This is a genomic window from Streptomyces sp. NPDC038200 (genome assembly GCF_055600785.1).
In genome coordinates this window covers 108,564-123,657 of the sequence record NZ_JBVJYH010000014.1, presented here as the reverse complement: position 1 = coordinate 123,657, position 15,094 = coordinate 108,564, and the positions used below count along the sequence as shown (strand labels likewise).

The following is a 15,094-nucleotide window of genomic DNA, read 5'->3' as shown; positions in this document are numbered from 1 at the left end:
GCCGGTCCGCGCGACCGCGGTCGCGCGGACCGGCAGCGACGCGGCGAACCGCGCCGGCCGTCGCCCCGAGAGGCACGGACGCGGCGCGGCGGGGGTCAGGCCCGGACGGGGGCGGGAGCGGGGGTGCCCCGGGTGGCGGACAGGTCGAAGGCCCGGGCCGCCTTGCGGATCAGCTCCAGCCGTCCGCCGTGGTCGGTGCGCGCGGGGGAGAGCATCACCGTCAGCGTCGTCGCCCCGGCCGCGGCGAACTCCCGCATCCGCTCGGCGACCCGCTCCACCGGACCGATCAGGGAGACCCGGTCGATCAGCTCGTCGGGTACGGCCTGCGCGGCCCTGGCCAGGTCGCCCTCGGCGGCCCGCCGGTGGAACTCGGTCATGGCGGCGCCGTACCCGAGCCGGCGGGCCAGCGCCGTGTACACGTTGCGCTCCGGGTCGCCCATGGCGAGGAAGTGCGCGTAGTGCCCGCGCAGCCGCTGCACACCTTCGGCCACATCGTCGACGAACAGGGTCGGCACGCTCGGCGCCACCTCGAACCCGGTCATGTCCTTGTGCGCGCGCGCCCGCCCGTCGCCCAGGTCCCGCACCGCGTCCACCAGTGACTCCGGCGAGACGAACGCACCGATCCAGCCGTCGGCGATCTCGCCGGTCAGCCGCAGGTTCCGGCCGCTCAACGCCGCCAGGTACAGGGGGATGCGGGCGCCGCCGGCATCCGGGAGGTGCAGCGGTGCCGCGTCCCGGCCACCCGCCGGCAAGCGGTAGTGCGCACCGTCGTACCGCACCGGCCCGCCGCTCAACGCGGCACGGACGATCTCCACGTACTCCCGGGTCCGCGACAGCGGCCTGTCGAACGGCACCCCGTACCAGCCGTCGGACACATCGGGATTGGACACACCGAGGCCCAGCCGGAACCGGCCCCCGCTCAGCGCGTCGAGCGTCACGGCGGTGAGCGCGGCGAGCCCGGGGGAGCGGGCCGGGATCTGCATCACGCCCGAGGCCAGCCCGATGGTCCGGGTCTGCCCGGCGACCAGGCCGAGCACGCTGGCCGCGTCGCTGCGGTAACCCTCTCCGCAAATGACGAGATCGAATCCGGCGCGCTCCGCGCAACGCGCCAGTTCTCCGGCGTTTTCATGGACGAGATGTGCGGCGATGCGCATACGGAAAACCTTTCGCGAGGAGGGGGGATCCGGGACGGGGAGCCGGTCGCACACAGCCTCCGCGCGCGCCCTGTATTCGCGATGGAGACAGCCTGGACCTCGGCTCGGCACGCATTGATTCCGGGCGGCTCCAGAACTCTTCCGCAGCCGCTCCAGAAGCGCCCGAATACTTGTCGAATGCAGGCAACGAAAAGCGATCGGGAAGCGGCCGGCCGACAGGACGGCGGCGATCCCCGCCAGGAGGAGACAGCATGATTGTGGTGACCGGGGCGACCGGAAACGTCGGTCGGCATGTGGTCTCGGACGTCACCGCGGCCGGTCACCCGGTCCGCGCCGTGACCCGGAACGCCGCCGGTGCCCCACCCGCCCCCGGCGCGCAGGTCGTCGAGGCGAACCCGGCCGACCCCGCGACGATGGAAGAGGCGCTGGACGGAGCGACCGCCCTCTTCCTCAACTATTCGGCGGTCCGCGAGTCGACCCCCCAGCTCCTGGCGCTGGCCAGGAAACAGGGCGTGCGCCGGGTGGTCCTGCTGTCGTCCGCGGCCATCGAACGCGAACCGGGCGCCCCCGCCAACCCGATCGCCCGGCTGCACCGCACCCTGGAAGAGGCCGTGGAGGAGTCCGGTCTCGACTGGACCTTCCTGCGCCCCGACATGTTCGCCGTCAACACCATCCGGTTCTGGGGCGCGCAGATCCGTGACCACGGCGTGGTCCGCGCCGCCTACGGCGACGCCGCCCTCGCACCGATCGACGAGCGGGACGTGGCGGCCGTCGCGGCGACCGCGCTGACCGACCCCTCCCGCCGCCACACGGGACAGCGGTACCTCCTCACCGGGCCCGAGGCCCTCACCCAGCGCCGGATGGTGGAGCTGATCGGCGCCGCCCTCGGCCGGCCGCTGCGCTTCGAGGAGCTGACCCGCGAGCAGGCCGTCGCCGAGATGGCCGGGCTCGGCGTGCCCGAACCGGTCGCGCAGGGCCTGCTCACCATGCACGAGGGGTTCACCCGCGAGCCCATGCCCGTCGCCGAGCCGACCCGGCTCATCACCGGAAAGCCGGCCCACACCTTCGAGCAGTGGGCCCGGCTGCACGCGTCCGACTTCACCGCCGACACCACCGCCGCCTGAGGGACACCCCCGTGCGGACGGCAGCCCGAGAGGAAACAGGAACACGGATGAATCGACGTACGGTCATCACAGGACTCGCGGTGCGCACGCCCGGTGGTGGCAGCACCAAGGAGTTCTGGGACCTGATCAGCAACGGCCGGTCCGCCACCCGGATCATCACCCGCTTCGACCCCTCGCCGTACCGGTCGCAGGTGGTCGGTGAGTGCGACTTCGACCCGCGGCTGGAGAATCTGACGCCGCGGGAGATCCGGCGCATGGACCGGGCCGCGCAGCTCGGCGTGGTCTGCGCGCGGGAGGCACTGGCGGACAGCGGGCTCGACGCCCAGGCCCTGGACCCGGCGAAGGTCGCCGTCAGCGTCGGCAGCGCCATCGGCTCGCCGACCAGCCTGGAGCACGAGTACCGCGTCCTGTCCGACGGCGGGCGCCACTGGGAGGTCGACGAGGCCTATCTGTCGCCGCACATGTTCGACTTCATGGTGCCGAGCGCCATCGTCAAGGAGGTCGCCTGGGCGGTCGGGGCCGAGGGCCCCGCCATGATGGTCTCCGACGGCTGCACCTCCGGCATGGACGCGATCGGACACGCCCGTGACCTGATCACCGAGGGCAGCGCCGACATCGTCCTCGCCGGCGGCACGGACGCCTCCATCTCCCCGATGGTGGTGGCCTGCTTCGACGCGATCAAGGCCACGACACCGCGCGTCGACGAACCCGAGCGGGCCTGCCGGCCGTTCGACCGGACCCGCAACGGGTTCGTCCTCGCCGAGGGCGCCGCCATGCTGGTCCTGGAGGAGTACGAGCACGCCCGCCGCCGCGGCGCCCGGATCTACGGAGAGGTCGCCGGCTACGCCACCCGCTGCAACGCGTACCACATGACCGGCCTCAAGACGGACGGGACCGAGATGGCCGAGGCCATCCGGCACGCCCTGGACGAGGCCCGGGCCGACCCCACCGACGTCGACTACATCAACGCCCACGGCTCCGGCACCACCCAGAACGACCGCCACGAGACCGCCGCGTTCAAGCGCAGCCTGGGCGAGCACGCCTACCGCACGCCCGTGAGCGGCATCAAGTCGATGATCGGGCACTCCCTCGGCGCCATCGGCGCCATCGAGATCGTCGCCTGCGCCCTCGCCCTGGCCCACGACGTCGTCCCGCCGACGGCCAATCTGCACGACCCGGATCCCGCCTGCGACCTGGACTACGTGCCCCTGACGGCCCGTGAGGCGGAACTCGACACCGTGCTCAGCGTGGGCAGCGGCTTCGGCGGCTTCCAGAGCGCCGTCGTGCTGCACGGTCCCCGGAAGGCGGCGGCATGACGAAGCGCACCGTGGTGACGGGCATCGGCGTGATCGCCCCCAACGGCCTGACCACCGAGGACTACTGGGCCGCCACCCTGGAGGGCCGCAGCGGCATCCGGGAGATCGCGTTCGGCGACACCCGCTACTCCGCGCGGTTCGGCGGCCGGATCGCGGACTTCGACGACAAGCGGCACATCCCCAGCCGGCTGCTGCCGCAGACCGACCGGATGACCCGCCTCGCGCTGTACGCCGCCGAGTCGGCCTTCCGCGACGCCGAGCTGGAACCGGAGGCCGTCGAGGGCTACGGCAGCGGCGTCACGCTGTCCAACGCGGCCGGCGGGTTCGCGCTCAGCCACCGTGAGCTGAAGAAGCTCTGGGGCGAGGGCCCGAAGTCGGTCAGCGCGTATCTCTCCTTCGCCTGGTTCTACGCCTGCAACAGCGGCCAGATCTCCATCCGGCACGGGCTGCGCGGCCCGAGCGCCGCGCTGGTGGCCGAGCAGGCCGGCGGGCTCGACGCGATCGGCTACTCGCGGCGCAGCGTGCGCCGCGGCACCCGGACGATGCTGACCGGCGGCGTCGAGTCGGCGCTGGACCCCTGGGGGTGGATCTCGCACATCTCCAGTGGCCGGGTCGCCCGTTCCGGCACCGCCGACCGGGCCTACCTCCCCTTCGGCGCCGAAGCCGGCGGCTACGTCCCCGGCGAGGGCGGTGCCGTCCTGGTGCTGGAGGACGAGGACGAGGCCGACAGCCGCCGGGCGCCGCGCCGGTACGGCGAGATCGCCGGGTACGCGGCCACCTTCGACCCGGCGCCCGGCACCGGCCGGCCGCCCGGTCTGCGCCGGGCCGCCGAGAACGCCCTCGCCGACGCCGGGCTGGCCCCCGGGGAGATCGACGTCGTGTTCGCGGACGGCGCGGGCAGCCCCGACCTCGACCGGGCCGAGGCGGAGGCGATCAGCGCGGTCTTCGGACCGCGGGCCGTGCCCGTCAGCGTGCCCAAGGCACTGGTCGGCCGGCTCTACGCGGGGGGCGCCCCGCTGGACGTCGCCACCGCGCTGCTGGCCATCCGCGACGACGTGATCCCGCCGGCCCCCGCCACCGTCGAGCCCGACCCGGAGTACGGCATCGACCTGGTCGTCGGCGCACCGCGCCAGGTCCCGGTGCGGCGCGCCCTCGTACTGGCCCGCGGCCGGGGCGGCTTCAACTCCGCCGTGGTGGTCACGGCGGCCTGAACAGCACCGGAATCCGCGAACACCCCCTCAGGAGACAGGAGACACCATGTCCGCATCCGCTTCCGAACTCACCGTCGACAGCCTGCGCGCCATCCTCGTCGAGGTCGCCGGCCAGGACGAGTCGTTCGACGCCGACACCGACATCGCCACCATGACCTTCGACGAGCTGGGCTACGACTCGCTGGCCCTGATGGAGCTGTCGGCCACCATCGAGCAGCGGTTCGGCATCACGATCGACGAGGAGGAGCTGTCCAGCCTGTCCACGCCGGAGGCCCTCGTCCTGTTCGTGAACGGCATGCTGGCCGAGGTGTCGTGAAGCTGCCCGCACCGCTCGGCCTCGCCGGGCACACCTGGTACCCGCAAGGCCGCGACCTCACCGCCGACGCGGTCCGGGAGGGCCGCGTCGACGCCAAGACCGCACGCGAACTCGGTTACGAGGGGCTGCTGCTGTCGGCGGACACGGCACCGCCCGACATGGCGGTCCGGGCCGCCCGGCCGCTGCTCGAACGCATCGGCTGCCCGCCGGACGCCCTGGGCACGCTGTTCCACGCCAGCATCCACTACCAGGGCCACGACATCTGGTCGGCCCCCCACTACATAGCCCGCGAACTCGGCAGCACGGCCCAGCCCGTCGGCCTGCTCCAGCAGTGCAACGGCGGGGCCACCGGGATCGAACTCGCCGCGACGGCACTGCTGGCGGACCCGGAGTGCGGGCCGGGCCTCGTCACCACCGCCGACCGCTTCGAGCCGCCGGTGTGGGACCGCTGGCTCGGGGACTTCGGCATGGCCGTGGGCGACGCCGCCACCGCGGTTCTCGTGCACCGGGGCGACTACCCGGCGGACCTCCTGCTGCACGCCACCGGCACGGTGTCGGTACCGGAACTGGAGGAGATGCACCGCGGGAACGACACCCTCAACACCGCGCCGCTGGAACACAGCCGGGTGATCGACGTCCGCCGCACCAAGCGGGCCTTCATCCGGCGCCACGGCATCGACCGGTTCTACAAGGCCGCCCACCAGGGTGTCCGCCGGGCCGTGGCGGAGAGCCTCGCCCACGCCGGCCTCGCACCCGACGATCCGCGCCTGCGCTGGGCGGTCCTGCCCCGGCTCGGCAAGAAGGCGATGGAGGAGGCGTACATCCCGCCCCTGGTGCAGGTCACCCCCGCCGAGCTGCTGGACCTCGGCACCCCCACCGGCCACCTGGGCGCCGGCGACCTGAACGCCTCCCTCACCCAGCTGGCCCGCGAGGAGCGGCTGGCACCCGGCGAGTTCGCGCTGATCCTCAACAGCGGCGGCGGGTTCACCTTCAGCAGCTTCGTCGTCGGGCGGCCCTGACCGGCGCCGCGCCGTACGGCACAGCCTTCCGGCACCTCTTCGAGAGCCCACCATCCAGAAGGGACACGACCCATGCCCGTGGGAATCCTCCGGGTCGGCGGTCACACACCCGCCGAAGTCGTCAGCAACGAGCGGATAGCCGAGTGGAGCGGCACCACCCCCGAGTGGATCGCCGAGCGCACGGGCATCCGGGAGCGCCGCTACGCCGACGCGCACACCACCACCTCCGACCTCGCCGCCCACGCCGTGCGCCAGGTCTTCGCCGAGGCCCCCGACGCCCCGGAACGCATCGGCGGCATCATCGTCGCCACCTGCACCCCGGACGTGCCCCAGCCCGCCACCGCGGCGGTCCTCCAGCACAAGCTGGGCCTGCGCGACGTCCTCGCCTTCGACATCAACGCCGTCTGCAGCGGCTTCCTCTACGGGCTCACCCTCGCCGACGGGCTGCTGAGCCGGACCACCCGGCAGGACCAGCTGCTCCTGGTCGGGGCGGACAAGTTCTCCACCATCATGGACCGGAGCGACCGGCGCACGGTCTCGCTCTTCGGCGACGGCGCCGGGGCGGTGCTGCTCGGCCGGGTCCCGGACGGCTACGGTCTGCTCGCCTCGCGTCTGGTCTCCAACGGAGAGCTGCACCACTACGTCGGCGTCGAGGCCGGCGGCACCCGCGCACCGCTGGACGAGGCGGCCCGGGCGGCGGGCGACCACCTGCTGCGCATGGACGGGCGCGCGGTGAAGGACTACGCGGTGACCACGATGCGCAAGCTCGTCGAGCAGGTCCTCGACGACAGCGGACTGTCCGTGGAGGACATCGACCGCTTCGTCTTCCACCAGGCCAACACCCGGCTGCTGGAGGCGTTCGCGGCCGACCTGGGCATCGACCCGGCCCGGGTCCCGCTCACCGCGCCCCGCCTCGGCAACACCGCCGCGGGCTCCATCCCGCTGACGCTGCGGGCGACGGCGGACGAGCGGCCCCTCCGGCGCGGCGAGCACCTGCTCTTCGCCGCGGTGGGCGGCGGCATGACGGCGGCGGCCGCGGTCCTGCGTTGGTACTAGCCACCACGAAACGTCGGACACAGAGGGCGACAGGGAGAAGGAAGACATGCGTCTCGCAGGCCGTGTGGCCGTGATCACCGGCGGCACGAAGGGCCTCGGCCTGGCCATCGCCACGGCCTTCCTCGCCGAGGGGGCCCGGGTGGTCTGCGCCGCCCGCAACCCCCACGACATCGGCAAACTGGAGGCGGAGGCGCCCGACCGCGTCCTCTACCGCCCCGCGGACGTCGCCGACGAGCAGTCCGTACGGGACCTGATGAACGCCGCGGTGGAGCACTTCGGCGGGCTGGACGTGCTCGTCTGCAACGCCGGCACCAGCCGGGACGGCAAGATCGTGCGGCTGGGGCTGCCCGAGTGGCAGGAGACCGTGGCCACCAACCTCACCGGCACCTTCCTGTGCACCAGGGAGGCGGCACGGCACATGACGGAGCGGGGCACGGGCCGGATCGTCACCGTGTCGTCCAGCCTGGCCGGCCGGGTCGCGCTGGGCGCGGCGGCCTACAGCGCCAGCAAGGCGGCGGTGGAGATGTTCACCCGGACGGCCGCGGCGGAGCTGGGCCCCAAGGGGATCCACGTCAACTGCCTCTCGCCCGGCTATGTGGACGAGGGCATGGGCAAGCGGTTCTCCGCCGACCCGGCCGTCTGGGACGCGCACAAGTCCCGGCTCTCCCTGGGCCGCATGGGCCGGGCCTCGGAGATCGCGGACGCCGCCGTCTACCTCGCCGGCCCGGAGAGCACGTACGTCAACGGGCATGTGCTGGAGGTCGACGGTGGCCTCGCCTAGCCCCACCACACCGGGCACCCCACAGAAAGGGACGACCGTGAACGGCAAGACCGAGGAGCGGCTCGAAGAGCTGGGCGACGGCGTGTACGCCCACGTCCAGCTGGACGGCGGCTGGTGTCTGAACAACTCCGGCATCATCGTGGGCTCCGACTCCACCGTCGTGGTCGACACCGCCGCCACCATGCGGCGCGCCGCCCTCCTGCGCGACACCGTCGCCGGACTGTCCGCGCGGCCGGTCACGACCGTGGTGAACACCCACCACCACGGCGACCACTGCTTCGGCAACTGCGTGTTCGGACCGGAGACGTCGATCGTGGCCCACGATCTGGCGCGCACCGAACTGGACGCCGGCGGGCTCGCCCTGACGAAGCTGTGGCCGGACGTCGACTGGGGTGACGTCAGCCTCAGGCTGCCCGACCTGACGTTCCCGCACCAGATCACCCTGCACCAGGGCGGGCACGAGATCCAGCTGATCCACGTCGGCCCGGCGCACACGACGAACGACATCGTGGCGTGGCTGCCGGGCCCGCGCGTGCTCTTCGCCGGGGACGTGGTGATGAACGGCGCCGCACCGTTCATCCTGATGGGGTCCGTGCAGGGCTCCCTCGCCGCGCTCGAGCGGCTGCGCGCGCTCGACCCGGAGGTGATCGTGCCCGGTCACGGCCCGGTGGGCGGCCCCGGACTACTGGACGCGAACGCCCGCTACCTGCGGTGGATCCAGCGCCTGGCCGCCGCCGGCAGGACGGCGGGACTGACGCCGATCGCCGTGGCGCGCTCCGCCGACTTCGGCGAGTTCGCCGAACTGCTCGACGGCGAACGCATCGTCGGCAACCTGGTCCGCGCCTACGCGGAGGCCGGGGGCGGCGAACCCGGTGAACCTCTCGACGTCATGGCGGCCTTCGGGCAGATGATCGAGTTTCATGGAAGCACCCCGACGTGTTTCGCCTGAAGCTCCGCCCCGCGGCGGACGAACAGCGGCCACACCGCGTCGTCCTCCAGTGCCGGGTCGTTCACCAGGATGGCCTGGCGCAGCGCGGCCATGGCGGGCAGCGGGTCCAGCCCGAACTCGTCCGCCATCCGCGCGCGCAGCTGGTCGCACTGGGCGAGAGCGCGGGTGCGCTGCCCGCAGCGGTAGAGCGCGATGATGTACAGCGCCTGGAGGCCCTCGTGCGAGGGGTACTCGGTGGTCAGCCCGGCGAGTTCGCCCAGCACCTGGTGGTGCCAGCCGAGACGCAGATCGATCTCGATGCGCCGTTCGAGGAGCATCTTGCGGGACTCCTCCAGCCGGGTGACCTCGGCGGACAGCCGCGGCCCGGTCTGCACGTCGGCGAAGGCGGGGCCCCGCCACATGTTCAGGGCCGTCGTGATCCGGGCGTGCGCCGAGAGACAGTCGTTGGCCTGGGCCGCCTTGTGTCCCTCGGCGGCGAGCCGGTCGTACTCGGCGACGTCGAACCGGCCGGGTCCGGCGGCCAGCAGATACCCGCCGCCGTCCCGGCGCAGTATGTCCTTCGGATCGACCCGGTTCCCGGTCGGGGAGGTCGCGGCACCGATGAGCCGGCGCAATTGCATGACGTAGGTGTGCACGGTGGTGGCAGCGGTCCGCGGCGGTCGGTCGTCCCAGAGTTCCGAGATGATGACGGAGCTGGACACGACATTTCCGTTGGATGATCCGAGTAGGGCCAGGAGAGTGCGGGGCTTCGCTGCCTTTGGAACGACATTCTCGCCATTGTTCCGGACGGTGAATGGGCCTAACGCGAAGATATCCACGAAAGAGTCATCCTCTGGTTCGAATTGCGGGCGAGGCAGTCCCCATTGACTGCTTTGCTGTTGATCCTTCCTAGCTGGGACAACGAGGAAACGGAATCTCCGGTCCCGTAAAACCGTGACTTGACGGAACGATAGTTGCCTGTAGGCCTCATCCGTCCCTCCTACGCTGTCAACCGGTTCTGGAGCCCGTATGGAGCTGCACTGGTCCGCACCGGCGCCTAATGATCGGGACGGCGTCACGGATTTCGTCGTAAAGAATCATCGGAATGTGGTCTTGAGGAGGGCCGGGCATGTCCACTCCGGTCGATAGGCAGACGCGGCTGATAAAGGACTTCAAGGAGGTGATGAGCCACTGGGCGAGTGGCGTGACCGTGGTCACCACGGCCGGGCCCGCCGGGCGCCCGCACGGTTTCACGGCCAGTTCCTTCACCGTGGTGTCGCTGGACCCGCCGACCGTCCTGGTGTGTCTGGACCGGGCGGCGGACTGTGCCCCGGCATTCGCCGGTGCCCAGTGGCTGGCCGTCCATATCCTCGGCACCGGACAGCGCGAAGTGGCGGGACGGTTCGCCCGGAAGGGCACGGACAAGTTCGCCGGGCTCGTGACCGAGCCAGGCCGGTCGGGCACGCCGCTGCTGCCCGGTGCCGTGGCGACGCTGGAGTGCCGTACGGTACGGCGGCTCCCGGTGGGGGACCACATCGTGCTCTTCGCCGAGGTGCAGGAGGCCCGCACGGCGACGGCGGAGGACGGGCCGGCCGCGGACCCGCCGCTGCTCTACCACCGCCGCGGCTTCCACGCCCTGGACCGCGGCGACTGAGTGCGGACCACCCTCGCTCCAGGACTGCTCCTGTTCGGGTCCATACCCGGCTGCCAGCCTCGGGGCATGCGATCAATCGCCTTCCTCCTGCCGGGCCAGGGTTCGCAGAGCGCCGGGATGGCCACGCGTCTGTACGCGCACGACGAGGTGTTCGCCGCCGCGATGGACGAGTTCTTCGCCGTCCTCGGCGACAACGGCCGGCACCTGCGCGCCGACTGGCTGTCCGCCGACCCGGTCCTGCCCATGGACCACGTCCAGCGCTCGCAACCCCTGCTGTTCGCCGTCGACCACGCCTACGGACGCCTGCTGCGGTCCTGGGGGATCACTCCGGACGCCCTGCTCGGGCACAGCATGGGCGAGGTCGCGGCGGCCGTGCTCGCCGGCGTCCTCGACTTCGCCGAGACCGCCCGCCTGGTCTGGTGGCGCTGCGAACGTCTCGTGGACGCGCCGGCGGGCGGCATGCTGGCCGTCGCCGCGTCCCCCGACGCGGTACGGCCGCTGCTGCGCGGCCAGGTCGTCGTGGGCGGTGTGAACGCGCCGAAGCAGACCATCGTCGCCGGCCCGCGGGAAGCGCTGGACGAGGTGGCCGGGTCGCTGCGCGCGCAGGGCATCACATGTGCGGCCGTACCCTCGCGGACCCCGTTCCACAGTCCCGCGCTGAACGACTCGGTGCCGGCCGCCCGCGAGGCGTTCGCCCGGATCACGCGCCGGCCGCCGGCCGTGCCCGTCGTCTCCTGCTACACCGCGGCCCCCCTGACCGATGCGGAGGCCATGGACCCCGACTACTGGGCTCCGCAGCCGGCCCGGCCGGTGCTGTTCTGGCCGGCGCTGGAGACGCTGCTCGCCTCGGGCGACCACGTGCTGGTGGAGACCGGGCCGGGCCAGGTGCTGTCCCGGCTGGCCCGCCGCCACCCGGCGGTACGCGCGGGACGCAGCAGCGTGGTGCCGCTGGCACCGGTCCGGCCGGGCGGGGAGGTGGAATCGCTGCGGGCGGCCCGGGAGGCGCTCGCGGCGGCGGCGGAGGCGAGCGCGGTCGGCGGCTGAACCCCCCCGATCTCCCGGGCCCCCTTACTCCCACCCGGCTCCCTTACTCCCACTCGGCCGCCCCCTTCCCCCACCCGGCCACCCCTTGACGGCCTCGCCGTGTCGTGCCCGCGGGCGCCCGCGGCGAGGAGGCATGTCCCACCCGTTCCCCCATTTCGGAGGTCAGTCATGAGAGCAAGAACGCGAGCGGGCGTCGTCGCCGTCGCCGCCGTCCTCGGCCTGAGCACGGTCTGGTCCGTCAGCGCCGCCGGCGAGGAGCGCCCGGCCAAGAGCCCGGCGGCCAAGAGCGGCAGCGTCCCCGAGGAGATGCACCAGCTCGACTTCCTGCTGGGCTCCTGGAGATGCCCCACGACGGTCACGGCGCCGGGCTCCCCGTCGGAGACCAGCGTGGTGGTCGGCACCATCAAGCCGGTGCTGGGGGGTGCCTGGTACCAGTGGGACGCGCTGCGGCTGCCCAACGAGCAGATGCCGCAGAAGGCGCTGTCCCGCTGGATGATCGGCGGCTGGAACGCCACCGACCGGACCTTCACCGCCCTCTACACCGACGACCGCGGCACCTACGGGGTCGAGCACACCGAGCCGGGGGCCGCGTCGGCCGGGCAGGCGAAGTTCACCGGCCGATACACGATGGCCAAGGGCACGTTCACCTTCATCGACGAGTTCACCAAGGTCGACGACGACCACTTCCGTGACGTCATCTCCGCCAAGGACGCGGGCGGCAACGTCGTCCCGGCGGGTTCCGTGGAGTGCTACCGGCGCTGAGCCGGGCGACGCGCGGACACGGCGCTGCGGCCGGCCTGCCGGCCGGCCGCAGCGCCTTTCGCCTGCCGCGGGGCGGTCCGCTCAGTAGTTGCCGAGTCCGCCGCACACGTTGAGCGCCTGGGCGGTGATGGAGGCCGCCACGTCTCCGGCCAGATAGCCGACCAGCCCGGCCACCTCCTGCGGGGTGGTGTACCGGCCGAGCGGGATACGGGTGTTGAACCGCTCCAGCACCTCGTCGGTGCCGATGCCCCACTGCTCGGCGTACCCCTCGCGCACATGCACGGCCATCGGGGTCTCCACGAACCCGGGGCAGACCGCGTTGACGGTGATCCCGGACTTGGCCAGCTCCAGGCCGAGCGCCTTGGTGAAGCCCACCACGCCGTGCTTGGAGGCGGAGTAGGGAGCGGCGAGCACGACGCCCTGCTTGCCGCCCGTGGAGGCGATGCTGACGACGCGGCCGAGGCCCTGCTCCAGCATCCCGCCGGTGGTCAGTGCCTCACGGGTGATCCGGAAGACGCTGTTGAGGTTGGTCTCGATGACGTCCTCCCACAGCTCGTCGGGGATCTCCGCGGTCTTCCCGCCGCCCCCGCGCCCGGCGTTGTTCACGAGCAGGTAGAGCGGTCCGAACCGGTCCCGCGCGGCCCGCACCAGGCGGCGGACGTCGTCCTTCGAGGTCACGTCGGCCGCGATGCCGTCGACGTCCAGCCCGCGGCCCCGCAGCTTGTCGGTGACCGCCGTGACGGCACCGCCGTCGCGACCGCACAGGAAGACCGAGTAGCCCTGTTCCGCGAGGAGTTCCACGACGGCGAGGCCGATCCCGCTGGTCCCGCCGGTGACGAGGGCGGCCCGCCGTGCCTGTCCGTCGGACGCTGAGGCCATATGTCATCCACTCCTTGGGTGAGAGGTCACTGCACCCTCAGGTGTATGCCTGGCTGCTGGCGGCCTGCTGGAGTCCGCGTCCAGCGGGGGGCGGCCCGGTGCCGGTACCGGCTCGCTCGGGGCCGGTCGCCGGGCGGGCCGTTCCGGCGGCCCGCCCGGCTTCTCACCAGGTGACCGGCAGGCTCAGCGGGAAGCGGCGAATGGTCCCGGTGTCCCAGCGGACGTCCTCGGGGGCGATGTCGAGGCGCAGGTCGGGGAAGTGGGTCAGCAGGCCGGTGACCGCGCTGTCCAGCTCGGCGCGGGCGAGCGGAGCGGCGAGGCAGTGGTGGCCGCCCCAGCCGAACGTCATGTGCGGGCGCACCGGACGTTCGAGGTCGAGCTTGTGCGGGTCGGGGAAGACGGCCGGGTCGCGGTTGGCCGCCAGGTAGGACACGTGCACGTAGTCGCCGGCGGCGATCGGGGTGCCCTCGATCTCCGCGTCCTCCAGTGCGATCCGCGGGATGCCCACGCCCTTGCGGAAGGGGATGAACCGCAGCAGCTCCTCCAGCGCGCCCGGGAACCGCCCGGGGTCGCGCGCGAGAGCGGCCCGCTCCTCGGGACGGGTCAGCAGCAGGTAGGCGATGTTGCTGATCTGGCAGGTCGCGGTGTCGTTGCCGCTGAGGATGAGCGTCACGGCCAGGACCGCCAGCTCGTCGTCGCTCAACGGCTCCTCGCCCTCCGGCACCGGGGCGGTGGCCAGCGTGCTGAGCAGGTCCTCGCCCGGTGCGTTGCGCCGGCCGGGGATCATCTTGGCGAAGTACGCCCGCAGGTTCGCCTTGGCCTCGGCCGCGTCCTGCCGGGCGTCCGGCGAGGTGGCCAGGAGCCGCATGGTCAGCGTCCGCAGCTCGTCCCGGTCGGTCTCGGGGACGGCCAGGAGTTCGCAGATCGTCAGGTGGGGCAGCGGTACCGACAGATGGGTCACCAGGTCCGCGGGCGGTCCGGCCTCGGCCATCGCCGAGAGCAGCCCGGCCACCACCCGGTCCACCGCCGGCCGCATGGCCGCCACCCGCTCCCGGGTGAACGCCTGGGCCGCCACATGCCGCAGCCGGGTGGCGTGCGGCGGGTCCGTCACGTTGATGGACTCCGGGGACACGATGGGCTCGGGCGTCATCCTCGGATAGTCGCGCCCGACGATCGCGGCGCGGCTGAACCTCGGATCGCACGTCACCTGGCGCACTCCGGCGAAGCTGGTCACGAGCCATGCCTCGGCCTCACCGTAGGGCAACCGGATCCGGGTGACCGGACCGCGCTGCGCCAGCGAGTCCAGCGAGGGGTCGTACTCCAGCGCGTGTGCGAAGTCGAAGGGGCAGTCGAGGACTGCCGGGTCGTGGGACGACATACAGCCTCCTTGTGTGCGCCTGGGGCGCGTCACTTCCGAGGGTGCCGGTCCTTCCCGTGCCGGCCGTGCAGCGTCGGGGCGTGTCGCTGCGGCGGCCCGCAGGGGCGGAAGGCGTCGTTGAAGCGGCCGTGGAGGTCGGGGTCGACGGGCTGATGCCCTCCGAACACCGATGTCCGGGCACGGCGTCCTCCCGGGTCGTCCGGCCTGTAAGAGATCAATCCCGTTCAATATGCAGTAGTCTGCCCGAATTCGCAGTGCGGTAGCCTCAGGCAACTATATGGGCGTCGCTCTGACGACGATGACCCCGTGGAATCGCGAAGAGTGATGCCTTGGCCGTGAGTGTCACGACCTCGTGGCCGATCCGAGGGGCCGCCCGGCCGCGGACGGCCGGCGCGGCCGGGGCACTGCTCCCCGTCCCGCGCCGGCCGGCGGCCGGCCCTGATCCCCCGGTGGCCGCCCCCTGAATTCCCGC

The 15,094-nt window shown here is 72.5% G+C and carries 15 protein-coding genes; 11 read left to right on the top strand and 4 right to left on the bottom strand.

The genetic code is table 11. The annotated features are described in order from the left end of the window. Nucleotides 1-95: 95 nt before the first annotated feature. Nucleotides 96-1,154, bottom strand: a complete 1,059-nt coding sequence (locus ACZ7KF_RS26410; protein WP_471079793.1) for an LLM class flavin-dependent oxidoreductase — start codon at nt 1,152-1,154, stop codon at nt 96-98. Between the two features lie 251 nt (nt 1,155-1,405). Here ACZ7KF_RS26410 and ACZ7KF_RS26405 point away from each other — a divergent pair, with 251 nt between their 5' ends. The 8 genes from ACZ7KF_RS26405 (at nt 1,406) to ACZ7KF_RS26370 (ending at nt 8,926) form a co-directional block, all read left to right on the top strand. Further along, entirely contained in the window at nt 1,406-2,278 is an 873-nt protein-coding gene (locus ACZ7KF_RS26405; RefSeq protein ID WP_471079790.1) for an NAD(P)H-binding protein, read from the top strand. Nucleotides 2,279-2,325: 47 nt separating this feature from the next. Next, nucleotides 2,326-3,594 (top strand): beta-ketoacyl-[acyl-carrier-protein] synthase family protein, encoded by a 1,269-nt coding sequence (locus ACZ7KF_RS26400; RefSeq protein ID WP_471079787.1) that lies wholly within the window; start codon nt 2,326-2,328, stop codon nt 3,592-3,594. After that, entirely contained in the window at nt 3,591-4,805 is a 1,215-nt protein-coding gene (locus ACZ7KF_RS26395; protein WP_471079784.1) for a ketosynthase chain-length factor, read from the top strand. Before ACZ7KF_RS26400 ends, ACZ7KF_RS26395 begins: the two co-directional genes overlap by 4 nt. A gap of 46 nt (nt 4,806-4,851) precedes the next feature. Continuing rightward, a complete protein-coding gene (locus tag ACZ7KF_RS26390) occupies nt 4,852-5,121 on the top strand; it encodes an acyl carrier protein (RefSeq protein WP_225829254.1) in 270 nt (89 codons plus the stop codon). Next, nucleotides 5,118-6,140, top strand: a complete 1,023-nt coding sequence (locus ACZ7KF_RS26385; RefSeq protein WP_471079780.1) for a ketoacyl-ACP synthase III family protein — start codon at nt 5,118-5,120, stop codon at nt 6,138-6,140. The genes ACZ7KF_RS26390 and ACZ7KF_RS26385 overlap by 4 nt, the downstream gene beginning before the upstream one ends. 72 nt (nt 6,141-6,212) lie before the next feature. Beyond that, the gene (locus tag ACZ7KF_RS26380; protein ID WP_471079777.1) at nt 6,213-7,196 is read left to right on the top strand and encodes a 3-oxoacyl-ACP synthase III family protein; all 984 of its coding nucleotides are present in this window, start codon (nt 6,213-6,215) and stop codon (nt 7,194-7,196) included. Between the two features lie 46 nt (nt 7,197-7,242). Then, nucleotides 7,243-7,977 (top strand): SDR family NAD(P)-dependent oxidoreductase, encoded by a 735-nt coding sequence (locus tag ACZ7KF_RS26375; protein WP_471079774.1) that lies wholly within the window; start codon nt 7,243-7,245, stop codon nt 7,975-7,977. Between the two features lie 37 nt (nt 7,978-8,014). Beyond that, on the top strand, nt 8,015-8,926 hold the full coding sequence (locus tag ACZ7KF_RS26370) for an MBL fold metallo-hydrolase (protein WP_471079771.1): 912 nt from the start codon (nt 8,015-8,017) through the stop codon (nt 8,924-8,926). On the opposite strand, the gene ACZ7KF_RS26365 is transcribed toward ACZ7KF_RS26370, so the two are convergent. Continuing rightward, a complete protein-coding gene (locus ACZ7KF_RS26365) occupies nt 8,896-9,744 on the bottom strand; it encodes an AfsR/SARP family transcriptional regulator (protein WP_471079768.1) in 849 nt (282 codons plus the stop codon). The two genes, ACZ7KF_RS26370 and ACZ7KF_RS26365, sit on opposite strands and share 31 nt — an antisense overlap. Before the next feature lie 290 nt (nt 9,745-10,034). Here ACZ7KF_RS26365 and ACZ7KF_RS26360 point away from each other — a divergent pair, with 290 nt between their 5' ends. The 3 genes from ACZ7KF_RS26360 (at nt 10,035) to ACZ7KF_RS26350 (ending at nt 12,365) form a co-directional block, all read left to right on the top strand. Continuing rightward, nucleotides 10,035-10,559, top strand: a complete 525-nt coding sequence (locus ACZ7KF_RS26360) for a flavin reductase family protein (RefSeq protein ID WP_471079766.1) — start codon at nt 10,035-10,037, stop codon at nt 10,557-10,559. Between the two features lie 66 nt (nt 10,560-10,625). Then, the gene (locus ACZ7KF_RS26355) at nt 10,626-11,603 is read left to right on the top strand and encodes an acyltransferase domain-containing protein (RefSeq protein WP_471079763.1); all 978 of its coding nucleotides are present in this window, start codon (nt 10,626-10,628) and stop codon (nt 11,601-11,603) included. Between the two features lie 168 nt (nt 11,604-11,771). Further along, entirely contained in the window at nt 11,772-12,365 is a 594-nt protein-coding gene (locus ACZ7KF_RS26350; RefSeq protein WP_471079760.1) for a DUF1579 family protein, read from the top strand. Nucleotides 12,366-12,446: 81 nt separating this feature from the next. On the opposite strand, the gene ACZ7KF_RS26345 is transcribed toward ACZ7KF_RS26350, so the two are convergent. Beyond that, nucleotides 12,447-13,244: an SDR family NAD(P)-dependent oxidoreductase gene (locus ACZ7KF_RS26345; protein WP_471079757.1), complete on the bottom strand. Its 798-nt coding sequence runs from the start codon at nt 13,242-13,244 to the stop codon at nt 12,447-12,449. A gap of 163 nt (nt 13,245-13,407) precedes the next feature. Continuing rightward, on the bottom strand, nt 13,408-14,622 hold the full coding sequence (locus ACZ7KF_RS26340; protein ID WP_471079754.1) for a cytochrome P450: 1,215 nt from the start codon (nt 14,620-14,622) through the stop codon (nt 13,408-13,410). Between the last annotated feature and the right edge of the window lie 472 nt (nt 14,623-15,094).

Excerpts from the sequence above, each read along its gene's own strand:
- ACZ7KF_RS26410 (WP_471079793.1), bottom strand. The coding sequence starts at position 1,154 with ATGCGCATCGCCGCACATCTCGTCCATGAAAACGCCGGAGAACTGGCG.
- ACZ7KF_RS26405 (WP_471079790.1), top strand. The coding sequence starts at position 1,406 with ATGATTGTGGTGACCGGGGCGACCGGAAACGTCGGTCGGCATGTGGTC.
- ACZ7KF_RS26400 (WP_471079787.1), top strand. The coding sequence starts at position 2,326 with ATGAATCGACGTACGGTCATCACAGGACTCGCGGTGCGCACGCCCGGT.
- ACZ7KF_RS26395 (WP_471079784.1), top strand. The coding sequence starts at position 3,591 with ATGACGAAGCGCACCGTGGTGACGGGCATCGGCGTGATCGCCCCCAAC.
- ACZ7KF_RS26390 (WP_225829254.1), top strand. The coding sequence starts at position 4,852 with ATGTCCGCATCCGCTTCCGAACTCACCGTCGACAGCCTGCGCGCCATC.
- ACZ7KF_RS26380 (WP_471079777.1), top strand. The coding sequence starts at position 6,213 with ATGCCCGTGGGAATCCTCCGGGTCGGCGGTCACACACCCGCCGAAGTC.
- ACZ7KF_RS26375 (WP_471079774.1), top strand. The coding sequence starts at position 7,243 with ATGCGTCTCGCAGGCCGTGTGGCCGTGATCACCGGCGGCACGAAGGGC.
- ACZ7KF_RS26360 (WP_471079766.1), top strand. The coding sequence starts at position 10,035 with ATGTCCACTCCGGTCGATAGGCAGACGCGGCTGATAAAGGACTTCAAG.
- ACZ7KF_RS26355 (WP_471079763.1), top strand. The coding sequence starts at position 10,626 with ATGCGATCAATCGCCTTCCTCCTGCCGGGCCAGGGTTCGCAGAGCGCC.
- ACZ7KF_RS26350 (WP_471079760.1), top strand. The coding sequence starts at position 11,772 with ATGAGAGCAAGAACGCGAGCGGGCGTCGTCGCCGTCGCCGCCGTCCTC.
- ACZ7KF_RS26345 (WP_471079757.1), bottom strand. The coding sequence starts at position 13,244 with ATGGCCTCAGCGTCCGACGGACAGGCACGGCGGGCCGCCCTCGTCACC.
- ACZ7KF_RS26340 (WP_471079754.1), bottom strand. The coding sequence starts at position 14,622 with ATGTCGTCCCACGACCCGGCAGTCCTCGACTGCCCCTTCGACTTCGCA.